Origin of the sequence: Nissabacter sp. SGAir0207 (assembly GCF_005491205.1) — a bacterium.
GTDB lineage: Bacteria > Pseudomonadota > Gammaproteobacteria > Enterobacterales > Enterobacteriaceae > Chimaeribacter.
This window is the reverse complement of record NZ_CP028035.1, coordinates 452529-475356: the sequence shown is the minus strand read 5'-3', so window position 1 is coordinate 475356 and position 22828 is coordinate 452529. Positions and strand designations below refer to the sequence as shown.

The following is a 22828-nucleotide window of genomic DNA, read 5'->3' as shown; positions in this document are numbered from 1 at the left end:
CTCCAAAGAAACCTTACCTGCCTCTCGTTATGGCTGGCAGGTTAATTCCTGTGTCACGAGGTTCCCAGCATCAGAAATAGTTGATGCAGCGCTGGGAGCATATTCAATTCGACAATGATAAGAGACGTCTTGGTGTTTCCAATCTATGGTCAGTACTTGTGATTTAGCATCATCTGGCAAATCCAACATGGCACGGCCGCCCTGGCCGATCATGCCTAGCATCTCTCCACTCTCATTTTTAATGGCTGATCCATACGGAATGTTTTTCACCGAAGGATGCGTGATACGCACAAATTGCGTCACGTTGGTTTTGGTTGCCATTTTTAATTTAAGTGCTGCGCCCGCGGTCGGTACGGCGCTTACTTTTGATTCATCCACTTCTACGCCAGCCGGCGCGCCTTTGGTATCCAGATAGACATCGTTAAATTGATAGGGCGACAGTGATGAGATAATCGCATAGCCATTTTTATCAATGGTTTTATTCAGTTCTGGATAAACATGCGCCCCGGTGGCCCCTTTCGCCTCAACAATGGCGAAGGTATCGCCCAGCGATGAGGTGAAGTTGACGCCACCACCATGGAATACGACACCGCCGCTGGCATTGACTGACGCGGTATAGGACTGCTCGGTCTGGCTGTAACCCACGCTGCCCTGCATGTTGCTGCCGCTATAACCCAGGTTGATGCCCAGGTTGGAGTTGTGGTCCTGCCGGTAGTCCATCCAGCCGCCAAAGTTGAACTGGTTATACTCCCCTCCCGTCCCATTCAACGATGCCCGCATACTGGAGGATTCATCGCTGTAACTGACGGTCGCATTCAACTTAGGCACCTTGGAGCGCAGGGTGCCGAAAGGCACCGAGAAGCTCAGGTAGATGCTGTCCTGATCTTCGCCATATTCATCATAGGTACGGGCCAGGTTGATGCTATAGCTAACGGAGCGCCAGGCATTGGAGTACCCCACTTGGTAGCTGCTGCGCTTGTTGGTTTCTGTCCAGCTGTCCCAGACGCGGCCGTAATAGCCTGATATGAACAGGCTTCCCCAGTTTCCTGGCAGGCTCTGGGAGATGTTCAGCTCAATTTTGTCGCGGTAGCTCTCTGGCAACAGGCGTCCATCGTCAGCATCAATCGCCTCTTTCATCAACATGGCGTCCATCAGCGTGTAGTAGTTGCTGCTGGAATAGCGGTAACCGGCCAGACTGACGCTGGTATTGGTTTCGTTGATGACTTTCGCCAGGCTGATTTTCAGGCTCATCTGGCAGAAGCGGTCACACTCTTTCTCATCATCAAATGAGGTGAATGAGCGCGTTAAATCCATACCCAATGCGCCAACAGGCGTGTTCAGGGCAAAACCGCCCACGAGTGAGGCGTAATCGCCATCTGCCGTCACCTGGCCCCCGCCGTAGGCAGTGATCAGGTTGTTCAAGCCATATTGGTAGGTCGCTTCCATCATCACGGGGGCCTCTTTCAGGTCCCCGTTACGCACCTCACCGATGGAGGTGGAGAATTTGGAGTAGCCGGCCCGCAGCAGCATCGGCACGCTGGAGTAAGGCACGATGAACTTACGCACCTGGCCCGTCGCCTCCGTGATGGTGACCTCCAGATCGCCGCCATAACCGGTGGCATACAGGTCATCCACCACAAACTCGCCGGGCGGCACGGTCAGCTCTTTGATGACGTTGCCATTTTGCCGAACGGTGACCTGCGCATTGGTATCCGCGACGCCGCGTACCACCGGCGCGTAACCGCGCATGGAGTCAGGCCACATGCGGTCATCCGTCGCCAGTTTTGCCCCGCGCAGGCTGATGGAGTCGAACATCTGCCCGGAAGTATGGATGTCACCGGCCTGGAACTCCGCTTCCAGCGGGGCAATGGCCCGCTGCACGTAGGCCGACATATGATCCCACTGCGAACCATCATCGTTGCTGGAGACGCTGTCATAGGTATACAGGCGCCATGCTCCCCACTTCAGGGAGGTCAGGGCGTTACCGTAGAGGTATTTATTCGACGTATTGTCGCGGTACTTCACATCCGAGGCGCTAAAGGAGTAGTTGACCGCCAATGACGGCACACCGTTGTCCCATAGCTCCGGGCTGACATAGCCATTGGGGCTGTGCAGCAGGCTCGCTTGTGGGAAGGTAAGCGCCAGCGCCTCCTCATCGGTGTCATAGTGATGGGTAGAGCCGGGCACCAGCGTGTCCAGCGCCACACAGGATTGATCTTTCCAATCTGCCGGGAATTTTTTCACATTCACATCAGATTGGATGATCAACTCCGGTGAGAGGCACGGCGCTAACTCATTGTCACCGCTATCCTTGGCGAAGCGGATCTGCTTAACGCCAATCTCTTTACCGTTAACCGTTACCTCAACCGGATAGATGCCAGGATTGACCATTCCCTCGCCGTCGAACGCGGAGAGATCCACCCCTTCCATCTCGGCGGCAATAAAACCGGTATTGAACTTCACCGGCTTTTTGGCTGGGGTGTTATTTTGTGTCGTCGTTTCATTCGCATCTGAGTTACCCTCAAGAAGCATTGCTGGCTGTGGTTTTGCCACCACAGGCACAAGCACCATCCCACTCACCAGGATGATGCTTACAAATTGATTACTTTGTTTCAGATAACTCACGAACGTGTCCTTCCCTATCACTCATCAGGCGCGATTACATCGAGGCCCGATACTCCTTCGCCACATATGCGCCCAGATCGGTGATGTAGTTGTATTTCAATACCGGATTGGCGACTGTTTTATCGGATTTCACGACAAATGCTTTCTTACTGAATGGCGCGATCATGCCGCCCGCCGTTTGGGTTGAGGCATCATCACCTAACTTGTAATTGGCGATAGAGATATGGAACGGCGTATTGTTTTCGGCAGTAAATTCATAGCCTTTCGCCACTCTACGCCCACTCCACGTCAGGGATTCAGCCGCGGTAATGGCATCCCCTTTCAACCCAGCGGGGCGGTAAAAGAACTTGATGCGCGTCCGCACGGCAATATTGAGCTTATTGGCGTCTAATTCACCTTCTGGCGGCACGTCCAGAATATTGACCCACAGCGCTGACTCGCGGTCCTGTGGATATTTATTTACGGCCTCATCAGTCTGGAAAATGCGAAACACTTTGCTTTTGCCGACATTAATCCGCGAAATGGGCGGGTTAATCATGAAAGGCAGATCTTCTTTATCAGAAATCTTTGAATCGGCACGGCTATCCAGCCAAATTTGTACCAGCGCGGGCGTCGTCCCAACATTGTTAATACGCACAGTCTCTTCTTTCTGTTGCGCATTAAAAATGACGCGCGTTCCCAACACCTGGATTGAGGCGGATGAAGAAAAGGCGAATGAAAGTAATAGCGGCACCAAAGCCAGTTTTTTGAGAGTCATAGTGATATTCCGGACAGAGTAAAAAAAGGGGCGTAAACGCCCCTTTGCCAGAGCCTACAATTATTGGTAAATAATGGAGTAAACTACATCGGTGTGGACAGAGCCTGCACTGGCCGCGTCACCTGTGGCAACGTACTGCGCCCAATAGGTAAATTCTGCCGTGTTGTTGGTAATCTGTTTACCTTTGGTGGCGTCAGTGATTTGTTGACGCAGGTCAATTGGGTTTTTGGACTCATCGCTCAGACCAACCTGCACATTTTTTGCCGCACCGGCAGCCGTGTGGTTTTTCAGGTTACCTGTGGTGCCGTCGATATTTTGGCTCAACGCACGCTCGAATGAGACGTTGGCATATTTGCCGTTGGTGCAGTTCGTACCGCTCAGCTGGAATTTGAAATCCGTATCCCCAGCACGTTCCCCTGCTTTGGCCAGAGCAGTGGTGCTGACATCTTTCAACTTCACGGTGTAGTCACCGATGCCAGTGCCATTGGCGTCGGCAATGGTGACGATACAGGTAGTGTCACTGATATTACCGGTAAAGGTAACAGTGCCATCTTCTGCACTGGCCGCCATGCTGCTGATTAATAAGCAAGAGGGAACCAGCAGTGTTTTGGCAATAAAACTAATCTTTCTCATATCCTTTCCTTAATTAGGGGGGTCTTCTTGACGGAAAGGATCGTAGTGTATTTATTTGCCAGTTAATATAGTTAATATCCTGAAATAAAAATGGGGAAACGCCCAGATTTATTTAGCCGGTGAATTATAAGGAGAGAACTCTACGGATTAAGAATTGATAAGCGTATTATTTAATAACAAACAATGCTTTTTGTTTATCTAAATAGCGTAAAACTACATTTGATTATACATATTCGATCATTCAACTCAAACAATTTACAACCTACGCGTTACAATCACAAAGAAATAAACAAAATCTTCGTTGTTATTTATAACAGAAATATAATTTACTTTAAAATTCATGGTAATTATATTTAAGTAACTGAGCAAAAAAAATTTGAACTTTTCTACAGGCCGCTTTTTTCAGAAAAAAATCAGGATGTTTTGCGCTTCAGTGCCCCTTCTCCTTGAGAGGCTGATTGCATTGAGTGTACCGAACAGCAACCCCATATTGCGAGTGTCAGGTAAATGAACAGACAGAAAGGATAAAACGCAGAGGGGAGTGCCCGGCCACACGGCCGGGAGGGGAGATCAGGTAGGGGTATCGCGCTGCCAGTAGAGTTTTTTACCAAAACCAAGGGTGTTATCGGTCATCTTTACCTCATCCAGCGTCAGCCGCCAGAGAGGGGCTGGCATCTTGCCCGCGACTGGGAAACGCGTGCAGTAGCGATCGCGCCCCGCCCGCTCGGCCTCGCCGCTCAACTGGCTGACACGGCCGGCGTATTGGATGCCCCGGATCAGCGCGACGCTTTTCGGTTGGCCGGCGATGGTGCCGCTGACGTGCGGGTGCTGCGCCATCAGGGTGCCGTGGCGCGTCCTCAATTCGGTCATCAACAGCAGCGACATCTCACCCGGCTCTGGTACATAGAAACAGTTGGCACACCAGAGATCCCCCTCACCCACGCTGCACAGGGTCAAGACATGGTATTTCTTCAGGAATTTTTCGATAGCTAACCGCTCGTCAGGCGAATTCATGTGCGCTCCCTCTTTGAATGAGTGGCCAGTCTACCGCGCCGTCAGGGTGGAACCAACCCAGCATCTGGTTTACCCTGTGCCGATGTTGACCCTTGCCCCGCTCCCATGACTGAATCCACCACTGCCTGGCATCTCTATATTTTGCGCACCGCCGCTGGCCAGCTCTATACAGGCATTACTACCGATGTGGCGCGCCGGCTGGCCCAGCACCAGAGCGGCAAGGGCGCCAAAAGCCTGCGCGGCAAGGGGCCGCTGATCCTGGAGTTTCACTGTCTGGCGGGCGATCGCTCGGCCGCGCTGAAAGCGGAGTACCGCATCAAGCAGTTGCATCGCCAGCAAAAAGAGAGGCTGGTCAGTGACCAGCCCCCAGATGTGGTGGATTATCTGCTGGCGTACGCGCCCAGCGTCAGAAGCGGTTAAAAGGCGGCGCGTAGTTGATTAAGCCGCTGACGCCCTCCAGCGCGTGCTCAGCCAACGGGTAGATCTGGAAGGCCGCTTCCGCGCTCTGCCAGGGGCAGTGCAACTGGTAGGCCGCCGCCGGGCGGAAGCCCAGTTTGCCATACAGCGCCGGATCGCCCAGCGTCACCACGGCGGCATAGCCGAATTCGTTCAGCGCATCCAGCCCCTCATAGACCAGTTGGGTGGCGATTCCCTGCCCACGGCTGGCTTCGTCCACCGCCAACGGTGCCAGGCCGACCCACTGCCGGTCTTCGCCCGCGACTTCGACTGGGCTGAACGCCGCATAGCCCACCACGCCGCCCTCATCGTCCGTGGCGACAATGCCCAGCGTCAGCAAGCCATCTTCCCGTAGCTCCTGTACCAAATCCGCCTCGTCATCACGGCCAAAGGCGCGACGCAGCAGGCTATCGATACCGGCGGCATCCACCGGGATTTCTACTCGAATCAGCATATGTTAACCGCACGGTGATCGGTCACCGCGCCCTCTCGTAATCCCGCTTCAATAAAATCGGCAAGCTGAACCAACCCACGGCGCAGCGCCGACGGCAGGGTGTCCAGATCGATGGCATCTATCAGGTTTTTCACATACAGCCCCAGCTCCGTGTCACCCTCAATGCTCAGGCGACGTTGGAAGAACAGGGTATCCGGATCGCAGCGGCGCGCAGCCACCAGAATCAGATCGTTGGCATCGGCGCTGAAACGCACATCGGCGTCGGCCTGTTCACTGACCACCAGCTGCCCCTCCGCCAGGGTGATATACCAGCGCAGTCCCAGATCCCGCACCTCCACCTCAAGCCAGCGCGCTTCCAGGAAGCCCAGCTCCCCCTCCGCCAGTGCCTGCCGGAATTGCACATTCAGCAGCGACAGCAGCAGCTGCCGTTGCACAGCAAACGGGGTGATAGCTAACGGCATCCGCAGTAACGATGGCCCCCGGCGCACAAGGCGCGAGCGTAGTTGCTCCAACACTGGCATTACTCCTCTGATCAAGACTGACACTATTCTGCCAGATTGAAAAACGTGTTCAGCGGTCTATATCAATAAATTTTGCACCAGAACGCCCGCGTGTACAGCGGAAATTATTCATCACATTGTTATCAATGAGATAGAAACTGCCTCAAATCAATATACGCGCCGAAAAGGTTGCCTAGAATCGCAGGCTGTTGCTGATTATGTGCTCACCAAGGCACGTCGCCGGGACTCAACTATGGAACTGCTCTGCCCTGCTGGCAATTTGCCAGCCTTGAAAGCTGCGCTGGAGAATGGCGCGGATGCCGTGTATGTCGGCCTGAAGGATGACACCAACGCCCGGCACTTCGCCGGCCTGAACTTTACCGAGAAGAAGCTGCAGGAGGCGGCGATGCTGGTTCACCGCCGCCAGCGTAAGCTGCATGTCGCCATCAATACCTTTGCCCATCCCGATGGCTTTGCGCGCTGGCAGCGGGCCGTGGATATGGCGGCGCAGTCGGGCGCGGATGCCTTGATCCTGTCTGACCTGGCGATGCTGGAGTATGCTGCGGCGCGTTATCCGCAGTTGGAGCGCCATGTCTCGGTGCAGGCTTCCGCCACCAATGAGCAGGCCATCGCGTTTTACCAGCGCCACTTTGCCGTCAGCCGCGTGGTGCTGCCACGGGTGCTCTCCATGCATCAAGTCAACCAGTTGGCTCGCAGCAGCCCGGTGCCGCTGGAGGTCTTCGCCTTTGGCAGCCTCTGCATCATGGCCGAGGGGCGCTGTTATCTCTCCTCCTACCTGACGGGTGAATCCCCCAACACCGTGGGTGCCTGCTCCCCGGCGCGCTTTGTGCGCTGGCAACAGACGCCACAGGGCATGGAGGCACGGCTGAATGATGTGCTGATTGACCGCTACGGCCCGCAGCAAAATGCTGGCTATCCGACGCTCTGCAAGGGGCGCTACCGGGTGGGCGACAGCTGTTACCATGCGCTGGAAGAGCCAGCCAGCCTCAACACGCTGGCCCTGCTGCCGCAACTGCTGGCCGCCAATATTGCTTCCGTGAAGATCGAGGGGCGCCAACGCAGCCCAGCGTATGTCAGCAGTGTTACCCGCATCTGGCGGCAGGCGATTGATCGCTGCAAGGCCGCGCCAGAGACCTTTACCCCGCAGCCCGCCTGGATGGAAGCACTGGGCGCGCTGTCAGAGGGAACCCAGACCACGCTGGGTGCCTATCACCGCAAATGGCAGTAAGGGAAACCGCATGAAATACGCATTGGGTGCCATCCAGTACTACTGGCCAAAAGGCACGGTTGAGGCTTTTTATCAGGCGGCGGCGGACAGCAGCGCTGACATCCTCTATTTAGGGGAGACGGTGTGCAGCAAGCGGCGGGAGATGAAGGTGGGCGACTGGCTGGCGCTGGCAAAGGCATTGGCGGCGGTTGGCAAGCAGGTGGTGCTCTCTACCCTGACACTGGTGCAGGCCCCCTCTGAGCTGACAGAGTTGAAACGCTATGTGGAGAACGGTGAGTTTTTGCTGGAGGCCAACGATCTGGCGGCGGTGAACATGGCGGCGGAGCGCCACCTGCCCTTTGTCGCCGGCCATGCATTGAATTGCTACAACGCCTATACCCTGCGCCTGCTGCACCGTCAGGGCATGGTGCGCTGGGTCATGCCGGTCGAGCTATCACGGCAGTGGTTGGCCGCGCTGTTAACGCAGTGCGACGAACTGGGCATCCGCGGCGCGTTTGAGGTGGAGGTGATGGGTTATGGCCACCTGCCGCTGGCCTATTCGGCGCGCTGCTTTACTGCCCGCTCGGAGAACCGCGCCAAGGATCAGTGTGAAACTTGCTGCATCCACTACCCGACCGGGCGCACGGTACTGTCTCAAGAGCAGCAGCAGGTATTCGTGCTCAACGGCATCCAGACGCAGAGCGGCTACTGTTATAACCTGGTGAACGATCTGCCGGGCATGGCTGATTGTGTGGACATCGTGCGCCTCTCTCCCGCCTCCACGCAGGATCTGGCGAAGCTGGAGCAGTTCCGCGCCAATGAGCAGGGTGCGGCCAGACAGACACTGCCAGCAGGCGTGGACTGCAACGGTTACTGGCACCGCGTGCCGGGCCTGGTACTGCGCCAATAGCGCGGAGTGCCAGCAACCGGAGCGCACATTCACCTAAGGCCATCCTGTATTCAAAATAGGCAAAATGAACGATACTCAAGTTTATCATTAGCTGGCGAGCTATTTTGCCAGTGTATAAACCGTGAGTAATGACTATGTCCATACAACAGACGACACCTTCCGAAATTGTCCCGATTTCGGTACTGGATCTGGCTCCGGTGCCGCAAGGCAAACGCCCGGCGGATGCCTTCCGCCACTCGCTCGATCTGGCACAACATGCGGAAAAGTGGGGCTATCAGCGCTATTGGCTGGCTGAACACCACAACATGACCGGCATCGCCAGTGCTGCCACCTCCGTGCTGATCGGCCACCTCGCCGCTGGCACCCAGACCATCCGTCTCGGGTCGGGCGGCGTAATGCTGCCGAACCACTCCCCGCTGGTAATTGCCGAGCAGTTTGGTACCCTCGCCACCCTCTACCCGGATCGCATTGATCTGGGACTGGGCCGTGCGCCGGGTACCGATCAGCGCACCATGATCGCCCTGCGTCGCCATCTCTCCGGTGAGGTGGACAACTTCCCGCAGGATGTGCAGGAGTTGCAATTCTACTTTGGCGATGCCCAGCCGAACCAGCCGGTGCAGGCCGTGCCGGGTCAGGGCCTACATGTGCCCATCTGGTTGCTTGGCTCCAGCCTCTATAGCGCCCAGTTGGCGGCGGCGCTTGGCCTGCCATTTGCCTTTGCCTCCCACTTCGCGCCCGACATGCTCTATCAGGCACTGGCGGTCTACCGTAGCAACTACAAGCCATCTGAACGTTGGCCTACGCCCTACGCGATGGTCTGCGTCAACGTGATTGCCGCCGATACCCAAGAGGAGGCACAGCGCATGTTCACCTCCAACCAGCAGCAGTTTATCAACCTGCGCCGTGGGCACCCCGGCCCCCTGCCGCCGCCGGTTGATGACATCAACAGCCTCTGGTCACCGGCTGAACACTTTGGTGTGGAGCAGTCGCTGCGGATGTCGGTGGTGGGTGATCAACAGGGCGTCCGTCATGGCCTGCAAGCGCTGCTGCGTGAGACAGAGGCGGATGAGTTGATGATCAATGGCCAGATTTTTGACCATCAGGCTCGCCTGCGCTCCTTTGAGATCGTGGCGCAGGTGCACCCGGATTTGGTGAAAGAGAGCCGCATCCGTTAAGTGCGCTGAATTTCAGGCAAAAAAAAACCAGCCCGCAGGCTGGTTTTTTTATATTACCGGTTGTGCTTACGCATCACCGAAACGACGCGGGGCGCGCTGGCCGTCACGGTTGCCCGCTGGGCGGCGCTCGCCACCTTCACGGCGTTCACCGTTGAACGGACGACCACGACCACCTTCACGGCGTTCACCGCTGAAAGTACGACCACCACGGCCGCCTTCACGACGCTCACCAGCGCCGCCTTCGCGACGCTCACGGCGTTCACGCGGCTGCGCATCACCCAACAGCTGCATGTTCAGCGGCTTGTTCAGGATACGAGTGCGGGTGAAGTGCGACAGCAGATCGCCCGGCATACCTTTCGGCAGCTCGATGGTGGAGTGGGTTGCGAACAGCTTGATGTTACCAATGTAACGGCTGCTGATGTCGCCTTCGTTGGCGATCGCGCCAACGATGTGACGCACTTCAACGCCATCATCACGACCCACTTCAATGCGATACAGCTCCATATCGCCCACTTCACGACGCTCACGACGCGGACGGTCGCCATCGCGTGCATCACGGCGATCGCCACGATCCGGACGGTCACCACGACGATCGTCACGATCGTTGAACTCACGACGCTGACGCGGTTTGAATACCGGGTCCGGCGGCAGAATCAGCGGACGCTCGCCCTGTGCCATCTTCAGCAGCGCGGCAGCCAGGGTTTCGATGTCCAGCTCTTCTTCCGGTTGCAGCTTAGCCAGCAGCGCGCGGTACATGTCCAGATCGCTGCTCTCCAGCTGCTGCTGTACTTTAGCGGCAAACTTGGCCAGACGGCGTTCACCCAGCAGTTCTGCGTTTGGCAGTTCTACTTCTGGAATGGTCAGCTTCATGGTGCGCTCGATATTGCGCAGCAGACGACGCTCGCGGTTCTCAACGAACAGCAGCGCGCGGCCTGCACGGCCTGCACGACCAGTACGGCCGATACGGTGCACGTAGGATTCAGAATCCATCGGAATATCGTAGTTTACCACCAGGCTGATGCGCTCAACGTCGAGGCCACGGGCCGCTACGTCGGTTGCGATCAGGATGTCCAGGCGGCCATCTTTCAGGCGCTCCAGGGTCTGCTCACGCAGCGCCTGGTTCATGTCGCCGTTCAGCGCGGCGCTGTTGTAACCGCTGCGCTCCAGCGCTTCAGCCACTTCCAGGGTCGCGTTTTTGGTGCGTACGAAGATGATCGCCGCATCAAAGTCTTCTGCTTCCAGGAAACGCACCAGCGCTTCGTTTTTGCGCATACCGTAGACAGACCAGTAGCTCTGGCTGATGTCCGGGCGAGTCGTCACGCTGGACTGGATACGCACTTCCTGCGGCTCCTGCATGAAGCGACGGGTAATGCGACGGATCGCTTCCGGCATGGTCGCGGAGAACAGCGCGGTCTGATGTTCAGCCGGGATCTGCGCCATGATGGTTTCGACGTCTTCGATGAAGCCCATACGCAGCATTTCATCAGCTTCGTCCAGTACCAGACCGCTCAGGTTAGAGAGGTCCAGGGTGCCACGCTTCAGGTGGTCCAGCAGACGGCCCGGCGTACCGACCACAATCTGTGGGCCTTGACGCAGTGCGCGCAGCTGTACGTCATAACGCTGGCCGCCGTACAGGGCAACCACGTTGACGCCGTGCATGTGTTTGGAGAACTCGGTGCAGGCTTCAGCAACCTGAACAGCCAGTTCACGGGTCGGTGCCAGTACCAGCACCTGTGGCGCTTTCAGCTCCGCTTTGACATTGTGCAGAAGCGGCAGCGAGAACGCGGCGGTTTTACCACTGCCGGTCTGTGCCATACCCAGTACGTCACGGCCGTTCAGCAGATGTGGGATACATTCCGCCTGAATCGGAGAGGGTTTTTCGTAACCCATTTCAGTCAGAGCGGTAAGGATAGGAGCGGAAAGCCCCAGGTCAGCAAAAGAGGTTTCAAACTCAGTAGTCATGTACACGTGCCTCATGAGAGATGGCGGCCAGTCTACGTAACTCGTCGAGAAAATTTTCAGTCATTTTCATTGAAAAGTGTGAACCGGCTCAAATAAGTTAATAAACGGACAAAAAAACCCTCGCCTGTTAAGGCGATTTGACGATGGTAAAACCAAGGTAAATCAGGCTGATAAGTGTCCGTCAGCTATTGCTGGTCCGATTCTGATAGGTCGTCTTGCTCTTGGCCTAATAGCGCCAATTCCAACAATGCATAGCGGTGCTCAACAAAGTTATGAACGTTGTTAGCGACCGTCAGTTTGAACAGTGCCGAAGCGCTGCTCTTGTCCCCCAGACTCAGGTAGTGTTTACCTAAATAGAAGTCAGTTTCACTGAGATGCTCAGCGAGCGAAGTGTTATCCGTTGCATCTGCCTTCAGGCGATCCATCAGCGTACTTTCACTGATGTTGCCAAGGTAGAATTCGACAATATTCCATCCCCATTGCCCTCTGTCCGCTTTTTCGTAACGCTGTTCCAGCGCTGCTTCAGCCTGCTTGGGATCGATCTCTCGCTCCACCAGGTAAAGCCATAACGAACGGAAGGGATCATTTGGGTCGTCTTGATAAAACGCCTGCAGATCATCCTGCGCTAAGGGGTATCGGCCACCGTAATACAGTGCGATGCCTCGGTTTAAACGCGCGTAGTTGTAAGTTGGATCAAGCTCTAGTACAGAATCAAACGCTTCATAGGCAGCATCAAAATTGCCTGCCTGCGTTAGGTAAATGCCCAGGTAGTTGAAAACTTCCGGCATGTCGGGACGAATCGCCAGCGCCTGTGAAAAGTCGTTTCGCGCCAGCGCCCGTAATCCAAGGCTATCATACAGCACTCCACGCTCATATAACAACTGCGCACGCTCATCATCTGTCAACGCCCGGCTGGCAAGGATTTGTTCCATGCGCGCCAGGATCACTTCCTGCTGCAGCGTAGGCTGCAAAGGAATTGCCAGAACGTCGTCTTTACGCCAATCATGGTTGCTGCATCCTGCCAGCATAAGTGCTGTCGCAACATAACACCAGCGCAAGAAAGGCTTCATTTCCCACTCCCGAAGACAAACATTGGATGATCGTCCTGTCATCCGCTTGCTTAACACGAAAGCCTCCTGCCCTCGCGATACGAACAGCGCCCTACCGGCGGTAAGGCGCTGTAAAACTGCATCAACAGTTATTCTGCTTCAGGCGCAGCCGCTTCTGTAGACTGGGCAGTCGCTTCTTTGATGCTCAGGCGGACACGGCCCTGACGATCAACTTCCAGTACTTTCACTGGCACTTCCTGACCCATCTCCAAGTAGTCGGTCACTTTCTCAACGCGCTTATCAGCGATTTGAGAGATGTGTACCAGACCCTCTTTACCGCCGCCGATGGCCACGAAGGCACCGAAGTCAACGATACGGGTTACTTTACCCTGGTAGATACGGCCCACTTCGATCTCAGCGGTGATCTCTTCGATACGACGGATAGCGTATTTCGCTTTGTCACCGTCGGTCGCTGCGATCTTCACGGTGCCATCATCTTCGATTTCGATGGTGGTGCCGGTCTCTTCGGTCAGCGCACGGATTACCGAGCCGCCTTTGCCAATCACATCCTTGATTTTATCAGGATTAATTTTGATGGTGTGAATGCGCGGTGCGAATTCAGAGATATCACCACGCGGGGTGCTGATGGCCTGCTCCATCACGCCCAGGATGTGCAGACGCGCACCTTTGGCCTGATTCAGGGCAACCTGCATGATTTCGCGGGTAATGCCTTCGATTTTGATGTCCATCTGCAGGGCGGTGATGCCTTCACGGCTGCCTGCCACTTTGAAGTCCATGTCACCCAGGTGGTCTTCGTCACCCAGAATGTCAGAGAGAACCACAAAGTTTTCACCCTCTTTCACCAGACCCATCGCGATGCCCGCAACAGCGGCTTTGATCGGCACGCCAGCGTCCATCAGTGCCAGAGAAGCACCACACACGGACGCCATGGAGGAGGAGCCGTTGGATTCGGTGATCTCAGATACCACACGTACGGTGTACGGGAAGGAGTCTGCTTCCGGCATCACTGCCAGCACGCCACGCTTCGCCAGACGGCCGTGGCCAATCTCACGACGCTTCGGTGAGCCGACCATGCCGGTTTCACCTACGGAGTACGGAGGGAAGTTGTAGTGGAACAGGAAGCTGTCGGTGCGCTCGCCCATCAGCTCATCCAGGTTCTGCGCATCACGTGCGGTACCCAGAGTGGCCGTTACCAGCGCCTGAGTTTCGCCACGGGTGAACAGCGCCGAGCCGTGGGTACGCGGCAGTACGCCGGTGCGCACGTCCAGACCACGGATCATGTCTTTCTCGCGGCCATCGATACGCGGCTCGCCACGCAGCACACGGCTACGTACGACGTTCTTCTCGATGGTGCCCAGCACATCCATGATCTCGCCTTCGTCCAGCGACTCATCTTGTGCCAGCAGAGCAGCAGCAACGTCAGCCTTGATGGTATTAACCTGGCCGTAGCGCTCTTGTTTGTCGATGATGCGGTAGGCATCACCCAGACGGGATTCAGCCAGCTCCGCCACACGGGCGTGCAGGGCTTCGTTCACCGCTTCCGGCTGCCAGTCCCACTTCGCTTTGCCTGCTTCAGCAACCAGTGCGTTGATGTTCTCAATCACTACCTGCTGTTGGTCGTGGCCGAAGACCACAGCGCCCAGCATCTGGTCTTCGCTCAGCAGATCCGCTTCGGATTCCACCATCAGTACCGCGCCTTGGGTACCCGCAACCACCAGATCCAGTTTGCTCTGCTTCAGCTCATCAGTGGTCGGGTTCAGGACATACTGGTCATTGATGTAACCCACGCGTGCGGAACCAATCGGGCCGTTGAACGGGATGCCAGAGAGGCTCAAGGCCGCAGAGGCACCGATCATGGCAACGATGTCCGGGTTAACCTGTGGGTTCACGGAAACCACGGTCGCGATAACCTGAACTTCGTTCAGGAAGCCTTCCGGGAACAGCGGACGGATTGGGCGGTCAATCAGGCGGGAGGTCAGGGTTTCACCTTCGCTCGGACGGCCTTCACGACGGAAGAAGCTACCAGGGATACGGCCGGCAGCGTAGCTGCGCTCTTGGTAGTTGACGGTCAGCGGGAAGAAGTCCTGACCCGGTTTAGCTTTCTTGGCGCCAACCACGGTCACGAAGACAGCGGTGTCATCCATGCTGACCATAACGGCAGCCGTTGCCTGGCGCGCCATCATGCCGGTTTCCAGCGTAACGGTGTGCTGGCCGTATTGGAATTTGCGTACGATCGGATTCAGCAAAATCATATCCTTTATTGAGATGCAGCGCCGCATGGGCGGAAGTGCACCAGTGACTCACCGATCTTCACATTACATCCTCGCGACTAATGACAATCCTTATCCTTTCCTCGAAGGACAAAGCCTCTCATTAGCCGCGCGAACCTCTGTAGCGGAAGATCCTCTGTAGAGACAGCGGCAGTACCCTAACGGGGTCTTGCCTTGCCTCCTAGAATAAAGGGGCCAAATTTGGCCCCTTTACACTGAAACTCGCAGACTTAGCGACGCAGGCCCAGACGTTCAATCAGGCTGGTGTAGCGTGCAACATCTTTACGCTTCAGGTAGTCGAGCAGCTTACGACGCTGAGAAACCATACGCAGCAGACCACGACGGCTGTGGTGATCTTTTTTGTGCTCTGCAAAGTGACCTTGCAGGTGGTTGATCTGAGCGGTCAGCAGAGCTACCTGAACTTCGGTAGAACCGCTATCGTTAGCACCGCGACCGTAGTCGGCTACGATCTGTGCCTTAGCTTCAACGCTTAGAGACATTGTAATACTCCAGATTATAGATAATAAAACAGGTGCCGATCTCTAATTCAGCAACCCAATACATAAGCTGCGCCATTCTACTCCTTGCCATAGTGTTGCGCAAGGTAAGCAGCAGTGGCTCACTCGGGGTTTTCTACCACCAGACGGCGCGGGGCGACCCGCCCATCTTCCGCGATTTCACCAATGCCAATAAAGTGGCGCTCGTCCCCTTCGGTGATGCGAACCATCCCCTCGGACGGGGCCTGGGCGGCCTGTACCGGCTGCCCCTGCTTCACATAGCTGGCCACTGTCGGCAGCAGGTTCACTTCCGGGAAGTGCTGCACCGCACTGTCCATCGGCATCAGCAGCGGGTCCAGCAGCTCACTGGGCGCGCGCTCCTCGGCCTGGCACTGTTCAAGCAGGCTGTTCAGTTGCTCCAGCGTCACCATCCGCTCAATCGGGTAGGTGGCGACCTGCAGGCGGCGCAGGAAGGTCACATGCGCGCCGCAGCCCAGCATTTCGCCCAGATCGTCAATGATGGAGCGAATGTAGGTGCCCTTGGAGCAGTGAATTTCCAGCTCCAGCTCCAGCCCTTCATGGCGAATGAACAGCAGCTCATACACCGTGATGTCACGGGCTTCGCGCGGCACTTCAATGCCCTGACGCGCGTACTCATAGAGCGGTCGGCCCTGATATTTCAGCGCGGAGTACATGGAGGGCACCTGCTTGGTCGCGCCGCGGAAGCGCTCAAGGGCCTCCTGCAGCTGTGCCTCGCTAAAGGTGACATCACGCTCGGAGATGATCTGCCCATCCGCGTCTGAGGTGTCAGTACGCTGCCCAAGGCGCGCAATGACCCGGTAACGCTTATCGGAGTCGAGCAGGAACTGGGAAAACTTGGTCGCCTCACCCAGGCAGATCGGCAACATGCCGGTTGCCAGCGGATCGAGCGCGCCCGTGTGGCCGGCCCGGTTGGCGTTATAGAGGCGTTTTACTTTTTGCAGGGCATCGTTGGAGGAGAGGCCCTGCGGCTTATCCAGCAGCACGATACCGTGAATATCGCGACCGCGGCGACGAGGACGTCCCATTACTTCTCCTCGTCGTCGCCCGCCGCCGAGCGGCGTTCTGCATCGTTTTTCACGACGCTGGTGACCAGGTTGGACATGCGCATACCTTCAACCAGCGAGTTATCGTAGGCGAAGGTCAGTTCCGGCACCACGCGCAGGCGCATGGCCTTGCCAACCAGCATACGGATAAAGCCAGAGGCGTCTTGCAGCGCCTTGATGCCGGTGGTGATACGTTCTGGATCGTGATCTTCGGTCAGTACGTCCAGGAAGGTGACGAACACTTTGGCGTATGCCAGGTCACGGGAAACTTCTACCCCGGATACCGTCGCCATGCCAACGCGCGGATCTTTCACTTCACGCTGCAAAATGATAGCGATCTCTTTCTGCATCTCTTGGGAGACGCGCTGAGTGCGGCTAAATTCTTTGGCCATAATGGATTCTCCAGACAAAGCGGGGGGCGCAAGGCCCCCCAATTGGATCTAAGCAGAGTGTCGCTGTGATTAAGCGATGGTGCGTTGGATCTCGATGGTTTCGAAGACTTCGATCATATCGCCGGTGCGAACGTCATTATAGTTCTTCACGCCGATACCACACTCCATGCCGTTACGCACTTCGTTGACGTCATCTTTGAAGCGACGCAGGGATTCCAGTTCGCCTTCGTAGATCACCACGTTTTCACGCAGGACACGAATCGGGCTGTGACGCTTGATGATGCCCTCGGTCACCATACAGCCAGCGATGGCGCCGAACTTCGGTGATTTGAACACATCACGCACTTCAGCCAGACCGATGATCTGCTGCTTGTACTCTGGTGCCAGCATACCGCTCATCGCCTGCTTCACTTCGTCCAGCAGGTCATAGATGACGGAGTAGTAACGCAGATCCAGGCTTTCAGCTTCGATCACGCGGCGGGCAGAGGCATCAGCACGCACGTTGAAGCCAATCACGATGGCGTTGGACGCCGCTGCCAAGGTGGCGTCGGTTTCGGTGATACCACCTACGCCAGAGCCCACGATCTTCACCTTCACTTCGTCGGTGGAGAGCTTCATCAGAGAGTCGGCAATCGCTTCGACAGAGCCCTGAACGTCGGCTTTGAAGACGATGTTCAGCTCGGAGACTTCGCCTTCGGTCATGTTGGCGAACATGTTCTCCAGCTTGGACTTCTGCTGACGCGCCAGTTTGACTTCGCGGAACTTGCCCTGACGGTACAGCGCCACTTCACGCGCTTTCTTCTCGTCACGGACAACAGTCGCTTCGTCACCGGCAGCCGGCACACCAGAGAGACCCAGGATCTCAACCGGGATGGATGGGCCAGCAGAGCTGACTTCACGACCCAGTTCGTCACGCATCGCACGCACACGGCCATACTCAAAGCCACACAGCACGATGTCGCCCTTGTTCAGGGTGCCTTCGCGAACCAGTACGGTTGCAACCGGGCCACGGCCTTTGTCCAGGAAGGATTCGATCACGACGCCGCTGGCCATGCCATTGCGTACCGCTTTCAGTTCCAGAACTTCAGCCTGCAGCAGGATGGCGTCCAGCAGGTCATCGATACCGGTACCGGCTTTCGCAGAGACGTGGATGAACTGAGACTCACCGCCCCACTCTTCCGGCATCACGCCGTACTGGGAGAGTTCGTTCTTCACGCGATCCGGATCGGAGTCTGGCTTATCGATCTTGTTCACGGCCACAACAACCGGCACGCTGGCCGCTTTGGCGTGTTGGATCGCTTCGATGGTCTGCGGCATCACGCCGTCGTCCGCCGCCACTACCAGTACCACGATGTCCGTTGCCTGTGCACCACGAGCACGCATTGCGGTAAACGCGGCGTGGCCTGGGGTGTCCAGGAAGGTGATCATGCCGTTACCGGTCTCTACGTGGTAAGCACCGATGTGCTGGGTAATGCCGCCCGCTTCGCCCGCTGCCACTTTGGTGGAGCGGATGTAGTCCAGCAGGGAGGTTTTACCGTGGTCAACGTGGCCCATGATGGTCACGACCGGTGCACGTGCTTCCGCGCCGCTGTCGCCGGTGTCACGGTCGCTCATGACCGCTTCTTCCAGCTCGTTTTCACGACGCAGGATAACTTTGTGGCCCATCTCTTCGGCAACCAGCTGTGCGGTTTCCTGGTCGATGACCTGGTTGATGGTCGCCATGGCGCCCAGTTTCATCATCGCTTTGATGACCTGAGAACCTTTGACTGCCATCTTGTTGGCCAGCTCGGCCACGGTGATGGTCTCGCCGATCACCACATCGCGGTTCACGGCCTGCGCCGGCTTGTTGAAGCCCTGCTGCAGGGAGCTTGGCTTACGCTTGCCTTTACCACCACGGGTAACGGCACGCGCTTCTTCGCGATCAGCTTTAGATTCAGACAGCTTGCTGCCTTTCTTCTGCTTGGTCACTTTGGCGGTGCGGGTACGGCTGCGGCGATCGCCTTCAACCTGACGATCGTTCTCGTCTTCCGCTTCACGCGCATGGTGAGAGGTGGTGACATGATAGTCAGCCGCTTCAGACTCAGGCGCCTCGGTGGTTTCGGTCCACACGCCAGAGTCAGCCATTTTACGGGCCTCTTCTGCAACGCGGCGGGCGTTCTCTTCGACCTTACGGCGCGATTCCTCTTCCGCTTTACGCTTAAGTTCGGCGGCTTCGGCCTCACGTCGTGCTTTTTCTGCCTGCGCTGGCTTGGTCATATCGTCGGTATGTTGATTAGTCACTTTTTCTTTTTCCGCTGCGTCACGCTTCGCTTTTTCAGCGGCCTCACGTTTGGCTTGCTCTTCGGCTGCACGCTTCGCTTTCTCAGCAGCTTCTTGCTGAGCTTGCTCTTCTGCTAGGCGCCGTGCCTGCTCTTCCGCTTCACGCCGTGCCTGCTCTTCCGCTTCAGCCTTAGCCTGTTCGGCCTCTGACGTGTCGCGTTTAACATAAGTGCGTTTCTTGCGGACCTCGATTTGCACCGATTTACTTTTACCGCCGGTGCTCGGAATATTCAAGGTGCTACGCGTTTTGCGTTGCAGTGTCAGCTTGTTTGACGCATTACCATTGTCACGGTTCAGATGCGCCAGTAATGTCTCTTTCTCGTGCTGGGTCACAGAGTCAGCTTCGGACTTGTCGATCCCTGCATCAGCAAATTGCTGTACCAGGCGATCAACCGAAGTCTGAATCTCTGCGGCCAGTGATTTTACGGTTACATCTGTCATGCTGTTCCTTCCTGCTACAGTTTATTACGCATTGTCGCCAAACCAGCAGATATTACGCGCAGCCATAATCAGCTCGCCGGCTTTCTCATCATCAAGCCCTTCAATATCTGACAGATCGTCGACACCCTGCTCGGCAAGATCTTCCAGCGTACAAACCCCACGCGCCGCCAATTTGCTGGCCATGCTGCTCTCCAGACCTGGCAGATTCAGTAAGTCTTCTGCGGGCTGCTTATCGCCCAGACTCTCTTCATGCGCCAGTGCCAGGGTGGTCAGTGCAGCTTTAGCGCGCTCACGCAGCGCTTCTACCGTCTCTTCATCCAGACCGTCGATCTCCAGAAGCTCTTTCATCGGCACATAGGCCAGCTCTTCCAGAGTAGAGAAGCCCTCTTCCACCAGAACGGTAGCGAAGTCTTCGTCAATGTCGAGGTGCTTGGTGAAGGTGTCGATAGCAGCGTGCGCCTCAGCCTGATGTTTAGCCTGCAAGTCATCTGCCGTCATCACGTTCAGTTCCCAACCGCTCAGTTGGGAAGCCAAACGCACGTTTTGACCATTACGGCCAATCGCCTGAGCCAGGTTGCTGGCTTCAACAGCGATATCCATCGTGTGCTTGTCTTCGTCAACGACGATAGAGGCGACATCCGCCGGCGCCATCGCGTTGATGACGAACTGCGCCGGGTTATCATCCCACAACACGATGTCAATGCGTTCACCGCCCAGCTCACTGGAGACGGCCTGAACGCGTGCGCCACGCATCCCTACGCAGGCGCCGACCGGATCGATACGCTTGTCGTTGGTTTTCACAGCGATCTTGGCACGGGAGCCTGGATCGCGCGCAGCGGCTTTGATCTCAATCACTTCTTCGCCAATTTCTGGCACTTCAATGCGGAACAGTTCGACCAGCATCTCCGGGCGGGAGCGGCTGACAAACAGTTGCGCGCCGCGCGCTTCCGGGCGAACGGCGTACAGTACGCCGCGGATGCGGTCGCCTGGACGGAAGTTTTCACGCGGGAGCATATCTTCACGCAGGATAACGGCTTCAGCGTTGCTGCCCAGATCCAGGGAGATGCTGTCGCGGTTAACTTTCTTCACCACGCCAGTGACGATTTCGCCTTCCTGCTCACGGAACTGGTCAACGACCATTGCGCGCTCGGCTTCGCGCACTTTCTGCACGATAACCTGTTTGGCGGTCTGGGTGGTGATGCGGTCGAAGGTCACAGACTCAATCTGGTCTTCGATGAAGCCGCCAACATCAATGGAAGGATCTTCAAACTGGGCCGCTTCCAGCGTGATTTCACGCGTCGGTTGCGTCACTTCTTCGACCACTAACCAGCGGCGGAAGGTATCAAAGTCACCGGTTTTACGGTCGATGCTGACACGTACGTCAATCTCTTGCTCGTACTTTTTCTTGGTCGCTGTTGACAGGGCTGTTTCCAGCGCCTCAAAAATCTTTTCCCGCGGGAGGGCTTTTTCGTTCGAGACTGCCTCTACAACAGCCAGAATCTCTTTGTTCATCCTAGTTGCCTCGTCCTAACTTTAAAAGTGGGGTACCAGGTTCGCTTTCTGGATGTTGCTCAGCGCGAACACTTCATCTTTCCCATCCACAGTCACCGTGATCATCTCACCATCTACGGCTTTGATAATACCCTGCCATTTACGGCGGTTTTGCATCGCCATACGCAAGACAATGCTCACTTCTTCACCAAGATAACGGGTATAGTGCTCAGCAGTGAACATAGGACGATCAAGGCCCGGAGAGGAGACTTCCAGGTGGTAAGCCACAGTGATGGGATCTTCAACATCAAGCACTGCGCTCACCTGATGGCTGACATCAGCACAATCATCGACAGTGATGCCGTCTTCACTATCAATATAGATGCGTAGCGTTGATTGGCGACTACGGATGAATTCGACACCGACCAGTTCATAGCCTAATGCTTCTACCGGCGCAGTAATCATCTCTGTCAATTTTTGCTCTAATGTGGACAAGCCCACCCCCAAGACATAAAAAAAGGGCTTAATAGCCCAGTGATTCTGTTGTCAAATAACAAAAAACCCCGATAAATCGGGGCTTTTTGTAACTGGACCCTATTTGCCGCATGGCGGCTTCGGTGCACTTTCGGCAAGAATGTTTTCAAATTGCCCTGAGAAACACTGTTGACTGACTCACAGTATATTTGAAAAAAGACTTTAAGGGAAAGTGGTTGCGGGGGCCGGATTTGAACCGACGACCTTCGGGTTATGAGCCCGACGAGCTACCAAGCTGCTCCACCCCGCGTCCGAAAACGTGGCGAATACTACGCCGAAATTCGCGAAAACGCAAATTTATAAAAGGATTGGTACCGAGGACGGGACTTGAACCCGTAAGCCCAATCGGGCACTACCACCTCAAGGTAGCGTGTCTACCAATTCCACCACCTCGGCACTTTTTTTTAAAAAGTGGTCTCTGCTGCTTACGAACGTTGACCACTCTTTGAAAAGCGTTTACTGCTGTGTGACGCTCCGCTTACTGCGGCAGGTCACTGTTCTGAGCCGGCGCCGCTGGTGCGGTCTGCTGCTCAGATTTTACTGGCTGACCCAGGTTTTCCCACTCACTGCCTTTATGGCTCTGGTTGCTGCTCAGGTTGCCTAAGATCAGGCTGATGACGAAAAACAGTGTTGCCAGAATCGCCGTCATGCGGGTCATGAAGTTGCCGGAGCCGCTCGAACCGAACAGCGTGGCAGATCCACCTGCGCCAAAAGAAGCGCCCATATCCGCACCTTTACCCTGCTGAAGCATAATCAAGCCTACCAGGCCCAACGCTACAATCAGGAAAATTACCAGAAGAGCTTCGTACATAAACGTACCTGTATCCTCGCGGCTTCACCGCATGCCAATTGCTTCGCATTAATCAAGCAGGTCAGGTCAATTCACTTACCTACTGAAGCGGGTGTGAATACTAACCAAAGGCTGGGTATCCTGCAAGGGCAATTTTCACCAACCGAACCGTTTGCAGAAAAAAGCGCCACCCTGCTCAAAACCCCGGCGATTTACCGGCTAACA

The 22828-nt window shown here is 56.1% G+C and carries 21 protein-coding genes and 2 tRNA genes; 4 read left to right on the top strand and 19 right to left on the bottom strand.

Annotated elements, in window-relative coordinates; all coding sequences use genetic code 11:
• Positions 1 to 27: 27 nt before the first annotated feature.
• The 4 genes from C1N62_RS02190 to C1N62_RS02175 all read right to left on the bottom strand — a co-directional run bounded on the left by C1N62_RS02190 (position 28) and on the right by C1N62_RS02175 (position 5029).
• Entirely contained in the window at positions 28 to 2571 is a 2544-nt protein-coding gene (locus C1N62_RS02190; protein WP_137762080.1) for a fimbria/pilus outer membrane usher protein, read from the bottom strand.
• A gap of 88 nt (positions 2572 to 2659) precedes the next feature.
• Positions 2660 to 3382 carry a molecular chaperone gene (locus tag C1N62_RS02185; protein ID WP_137762079.1) on the bottom strand — a complete coding sequence of 241 codons (723 nt, stop codon included), beginning with the start codon at positions 3380 to 3382 and terminating at the stop codon, positions 2660 to 2662.
• Between the two features lie 60 nt (positions 3383 to 3442).
• Entirely contained in the window at positions 3443 to 4015 is a 573-nt protein-coding gene (locus C1N62_RS02180) for a fimbrial protein (protein ID WP_137762078.1), read from the bottom strand.
• 570 nt (positions 4016 to 4585) lie between these two features.
• Positions 4586 to 5029 (bottom strand): YhbP family protein, encoded by a 444-nt coding sequence (locus C1N62_RS02175; protein WP_137762077.1) that lies wholly within the window; start codon positions 5027 to 5029, stop codon positions 4586 to 4588.
• A gap of 105 nt (positions 5030 to 5134) precedes the next feature.
• Between C1N62_RS02175 and C1N62_RS02170 the strand changes: the two genes are divergently transcribed.
• Positions 5135 to 5449, top strand: a complete 315-nt coding sequence (locus tag C1N62_RS02170; RefSeq protein ID WP_137762076.1) for a GIY-YIG nuclease family protein — start codon at positions 5135 to 5137, stop codon at positions 5447 to 5449.
• Here C1N62_RS02170 and C1N62_RS02165 read toward each other — a convergent pair.
• Together C1N62_RS02165 and C1N62_RS02160 are read right to left on the bottom strand one after the other, a co-directional pair.
• Entirely contained in the window at positions 5436 to 5939 is a 504-nt protein-coding gene (locus C1N62_RS02165) for a GNAT family N-acetyltransferase (protein WP_137762075.1), read from the bottom strand. The two genes, C1N62_RS02170 and C1N62_RS02165, sit on opposite strands and share 14 nt — an antisense overlap.
• Positions 5933 to 6454, bottom strand: a complete 522-nt coding sequence (locus tag C1N62_RS02160; protein WP_137762074.1) for an SCP2 domain-containing protein — start codon at positions 6452 to 6454, stop codon at positions 5933 to 5935. The genes C1N62_RS02165 and C1N62_RS02160 overlap by 7 nt, the downstream gene beginning before the upstream one ends.
• 238 nt (positions 6455 to 6692) lie before the next feature.
• On the opposite strand from C1N62_RS02160, the gene C1N62_RS02155 reads away from it, so the two are divergent.
• From C1N62_RS02155 to C1N62_RS02145, 3 genes are all read left to right on the top strand, one after another.
• Positions 6693 to 7688, top strand: coding sequence for a peptidase U32 family protein (locus C1N62_RS02155; protein WP_137762073.1), 996 nt, complete (start codon positions 6693 to 6695; stop codon positions 7686 to 7688).
• A 10-nt stretch (positions 7689 to 7698) separates the two neighbouring features.
• On the top strand, positions 7699 to 8577 hold the full coding sequence (locus C1N62_RS02150; RefSeq protein WP_137762072.1) for a U32 family peptidase: 879 nt from the start codon (positions 7699 to 7701) through the stop codon (positions 8575 to 8577).
• A gap of 134 nt (positions 8578 to 8711) precedes the next feature.
• Complete coding sequence (locus tag C1N62_RS02145) at positions 8712 to 9752, top strand: luciferase-like monooxygenase (protein WP_137762071.1); 1041 nt, start codon at positions 8712 to 8714, stop codon at positions 9750 to 9752.
• Positions 9753 to 9818: 66 nt separating this feature from the next.
• On the opposite strand, the gene C1N62_RS02140 is transcribed toward C1N62_RS02145, so the two are convergent.
• From C1N62_RS02140 to secG, 13 genes are all read right to left on the bottom strand, one after another.
• A complete protein-coding gene (locus C1N62_RS02140; protein ID WP_137762070.1) occupies positions 9819 to 11714 on the bottom strand; it encodes a DEAD/DEAH family ATP-dependent RNA helicase in 1896 nt (631 codons plus the stop codon).
• On the bottom strand, positions 11704 to 11778 hold the full coding sequence (gene yrbN, locus C1N62_RS23545; protein ID WP_370465591.1) for a protein YrbN: 75 nt from the start codon (positions 11776 to 11778) through the stop codon (positions 11704 to 11706). The genes C1N62_RS02140 and yrbN overlap by 11 nt, the downstream gene beginning before the upstream one ends.
• A 121-nt stretch (positions 11779 to 11899) precedes the next feature.
• Complete coding sequence (nlpI, locus tag C1N62_RS02130; protein ID WP_137762069.1) at positions 11900 to 12784, bottom strand: lipoprotein NlpI; 885 nt, start codon at positions 12782 to 12784, stop codon at positions 11900 to 11902.
• Positions 12785 to 12912: 128 nt separating this feature from the next.
• Positions 12913 to 15030: a polyribonucleotide nucleotidyltransferase gene (pnp, locus tag C1N62_RS02125; RefSeq protein WP_137762068.1), complete on the bottom strand. Its 2118-nt coding sequence runs from the start codon at positions 15028 to 15030 to the stop codon at positions 12913 to 12915.
• 254 nt (positions 15031 to 15284) lie between these two features.
• A complete protein-coding gene (gene rpsO / locus C1N62_RS02120; protein ID WP_072927115.1) occupies positions 15285 to 15554 on the bottom strand; it encodes a 30S ribosomal protein S15 in 270 nt (89 codons plus the stop codon).
• Between the two features lie 119 nt (positions 15555 to 15673).
• Positions 15674 to 16618: a tRNA pseudouridine(55) synthase TruB gene (truB, locus tag C1N62_RS02115; RefSeq protein ID WP_137762067.1), complete on the bottom strand. Its 945-nt coding sequence runs from the start codon at positions 16616 to 16618 to the stop codon at positions 15674 to 15676.
• Positions 16618 to 17028 carry a 30S ribosome-binding factor RbfA gene (gene rbfA / locus C1N62_RS02110; protein ID WP_137762066.1) on the bottom strand — a complete coding sequence of 137 codons (411 nt, stop codon included), beginning with the start codon at positions 17026 to 17028 and terminating at the stop codon, positions 16618 to 16620. Before rbfA ends, truB begins: the two co-directional genes overlap by 1 nt.
• Positions 17029 to 17097: 69 nt before the next feature.
• Positions 17098 to 19788 (bottom strand): translation initiation factor IF-2, encoded by a 2691-nt coding sequence (gene infB / locus C1N62_RS02105; protein WP_137762065.1) that lies wholly within the window; start codon positions 19786 to 19788, stop codon positions 17098 to 17100.
• A gap of 24 nt (positions 19789 to 19812) precedes the next feature.
• Positions 19813 to 21300 (bottom strand): transcription termination factor NusA, encoded by a 1488-nt coding sequence (gene nusA, locus C1N62_RS02100; RefSeq protein ID WP_137762064.1) that lies wholly within the window; start codon positions 21298 to 21300, stop codon positions 19813 to 19815.
• A gap of 21 nt (positions 21301 to 21321) precedes the next feature.
• On the bottom strand, positions 21322 to 21774 hold the full coding sequence (gene rimP / locus C1N62_RS02095; RefSeq protein ID WP_137762063.1) for a ribosome maturation factor RimP: 453 nt from the start codon (positions 21772 to 21774) through the stop codon (positions 21322 to 21324).
• 212 nt (positions 21775 to 21986) lie between these two features.
• Positions 21987 to 22063 (bottom strand) — tRNA-Met (locus C1N62_RS02090).
• A gap of 59 nt (positions 22064 to 22122) precedes the next feature.
• Positions 22123 to 22209: transfer RNA gene (locus tag C1N62_RS02085), tRNA-Leu, on the bottom strand.
• 82 nt (positions 22210 to 22291) lie between these two features.
• Entirely contained in the window at positions 22292 to 22624 is a 333-nt protein-coding gene (gene secG, locus C1N62_RS02080; RefSeq protein WP_137762062.1) for a preprotein translocase subunit SecG, read from the bottom strand.
• Positions 22625 to 22828: the final 204 nt, after the last annotated feature.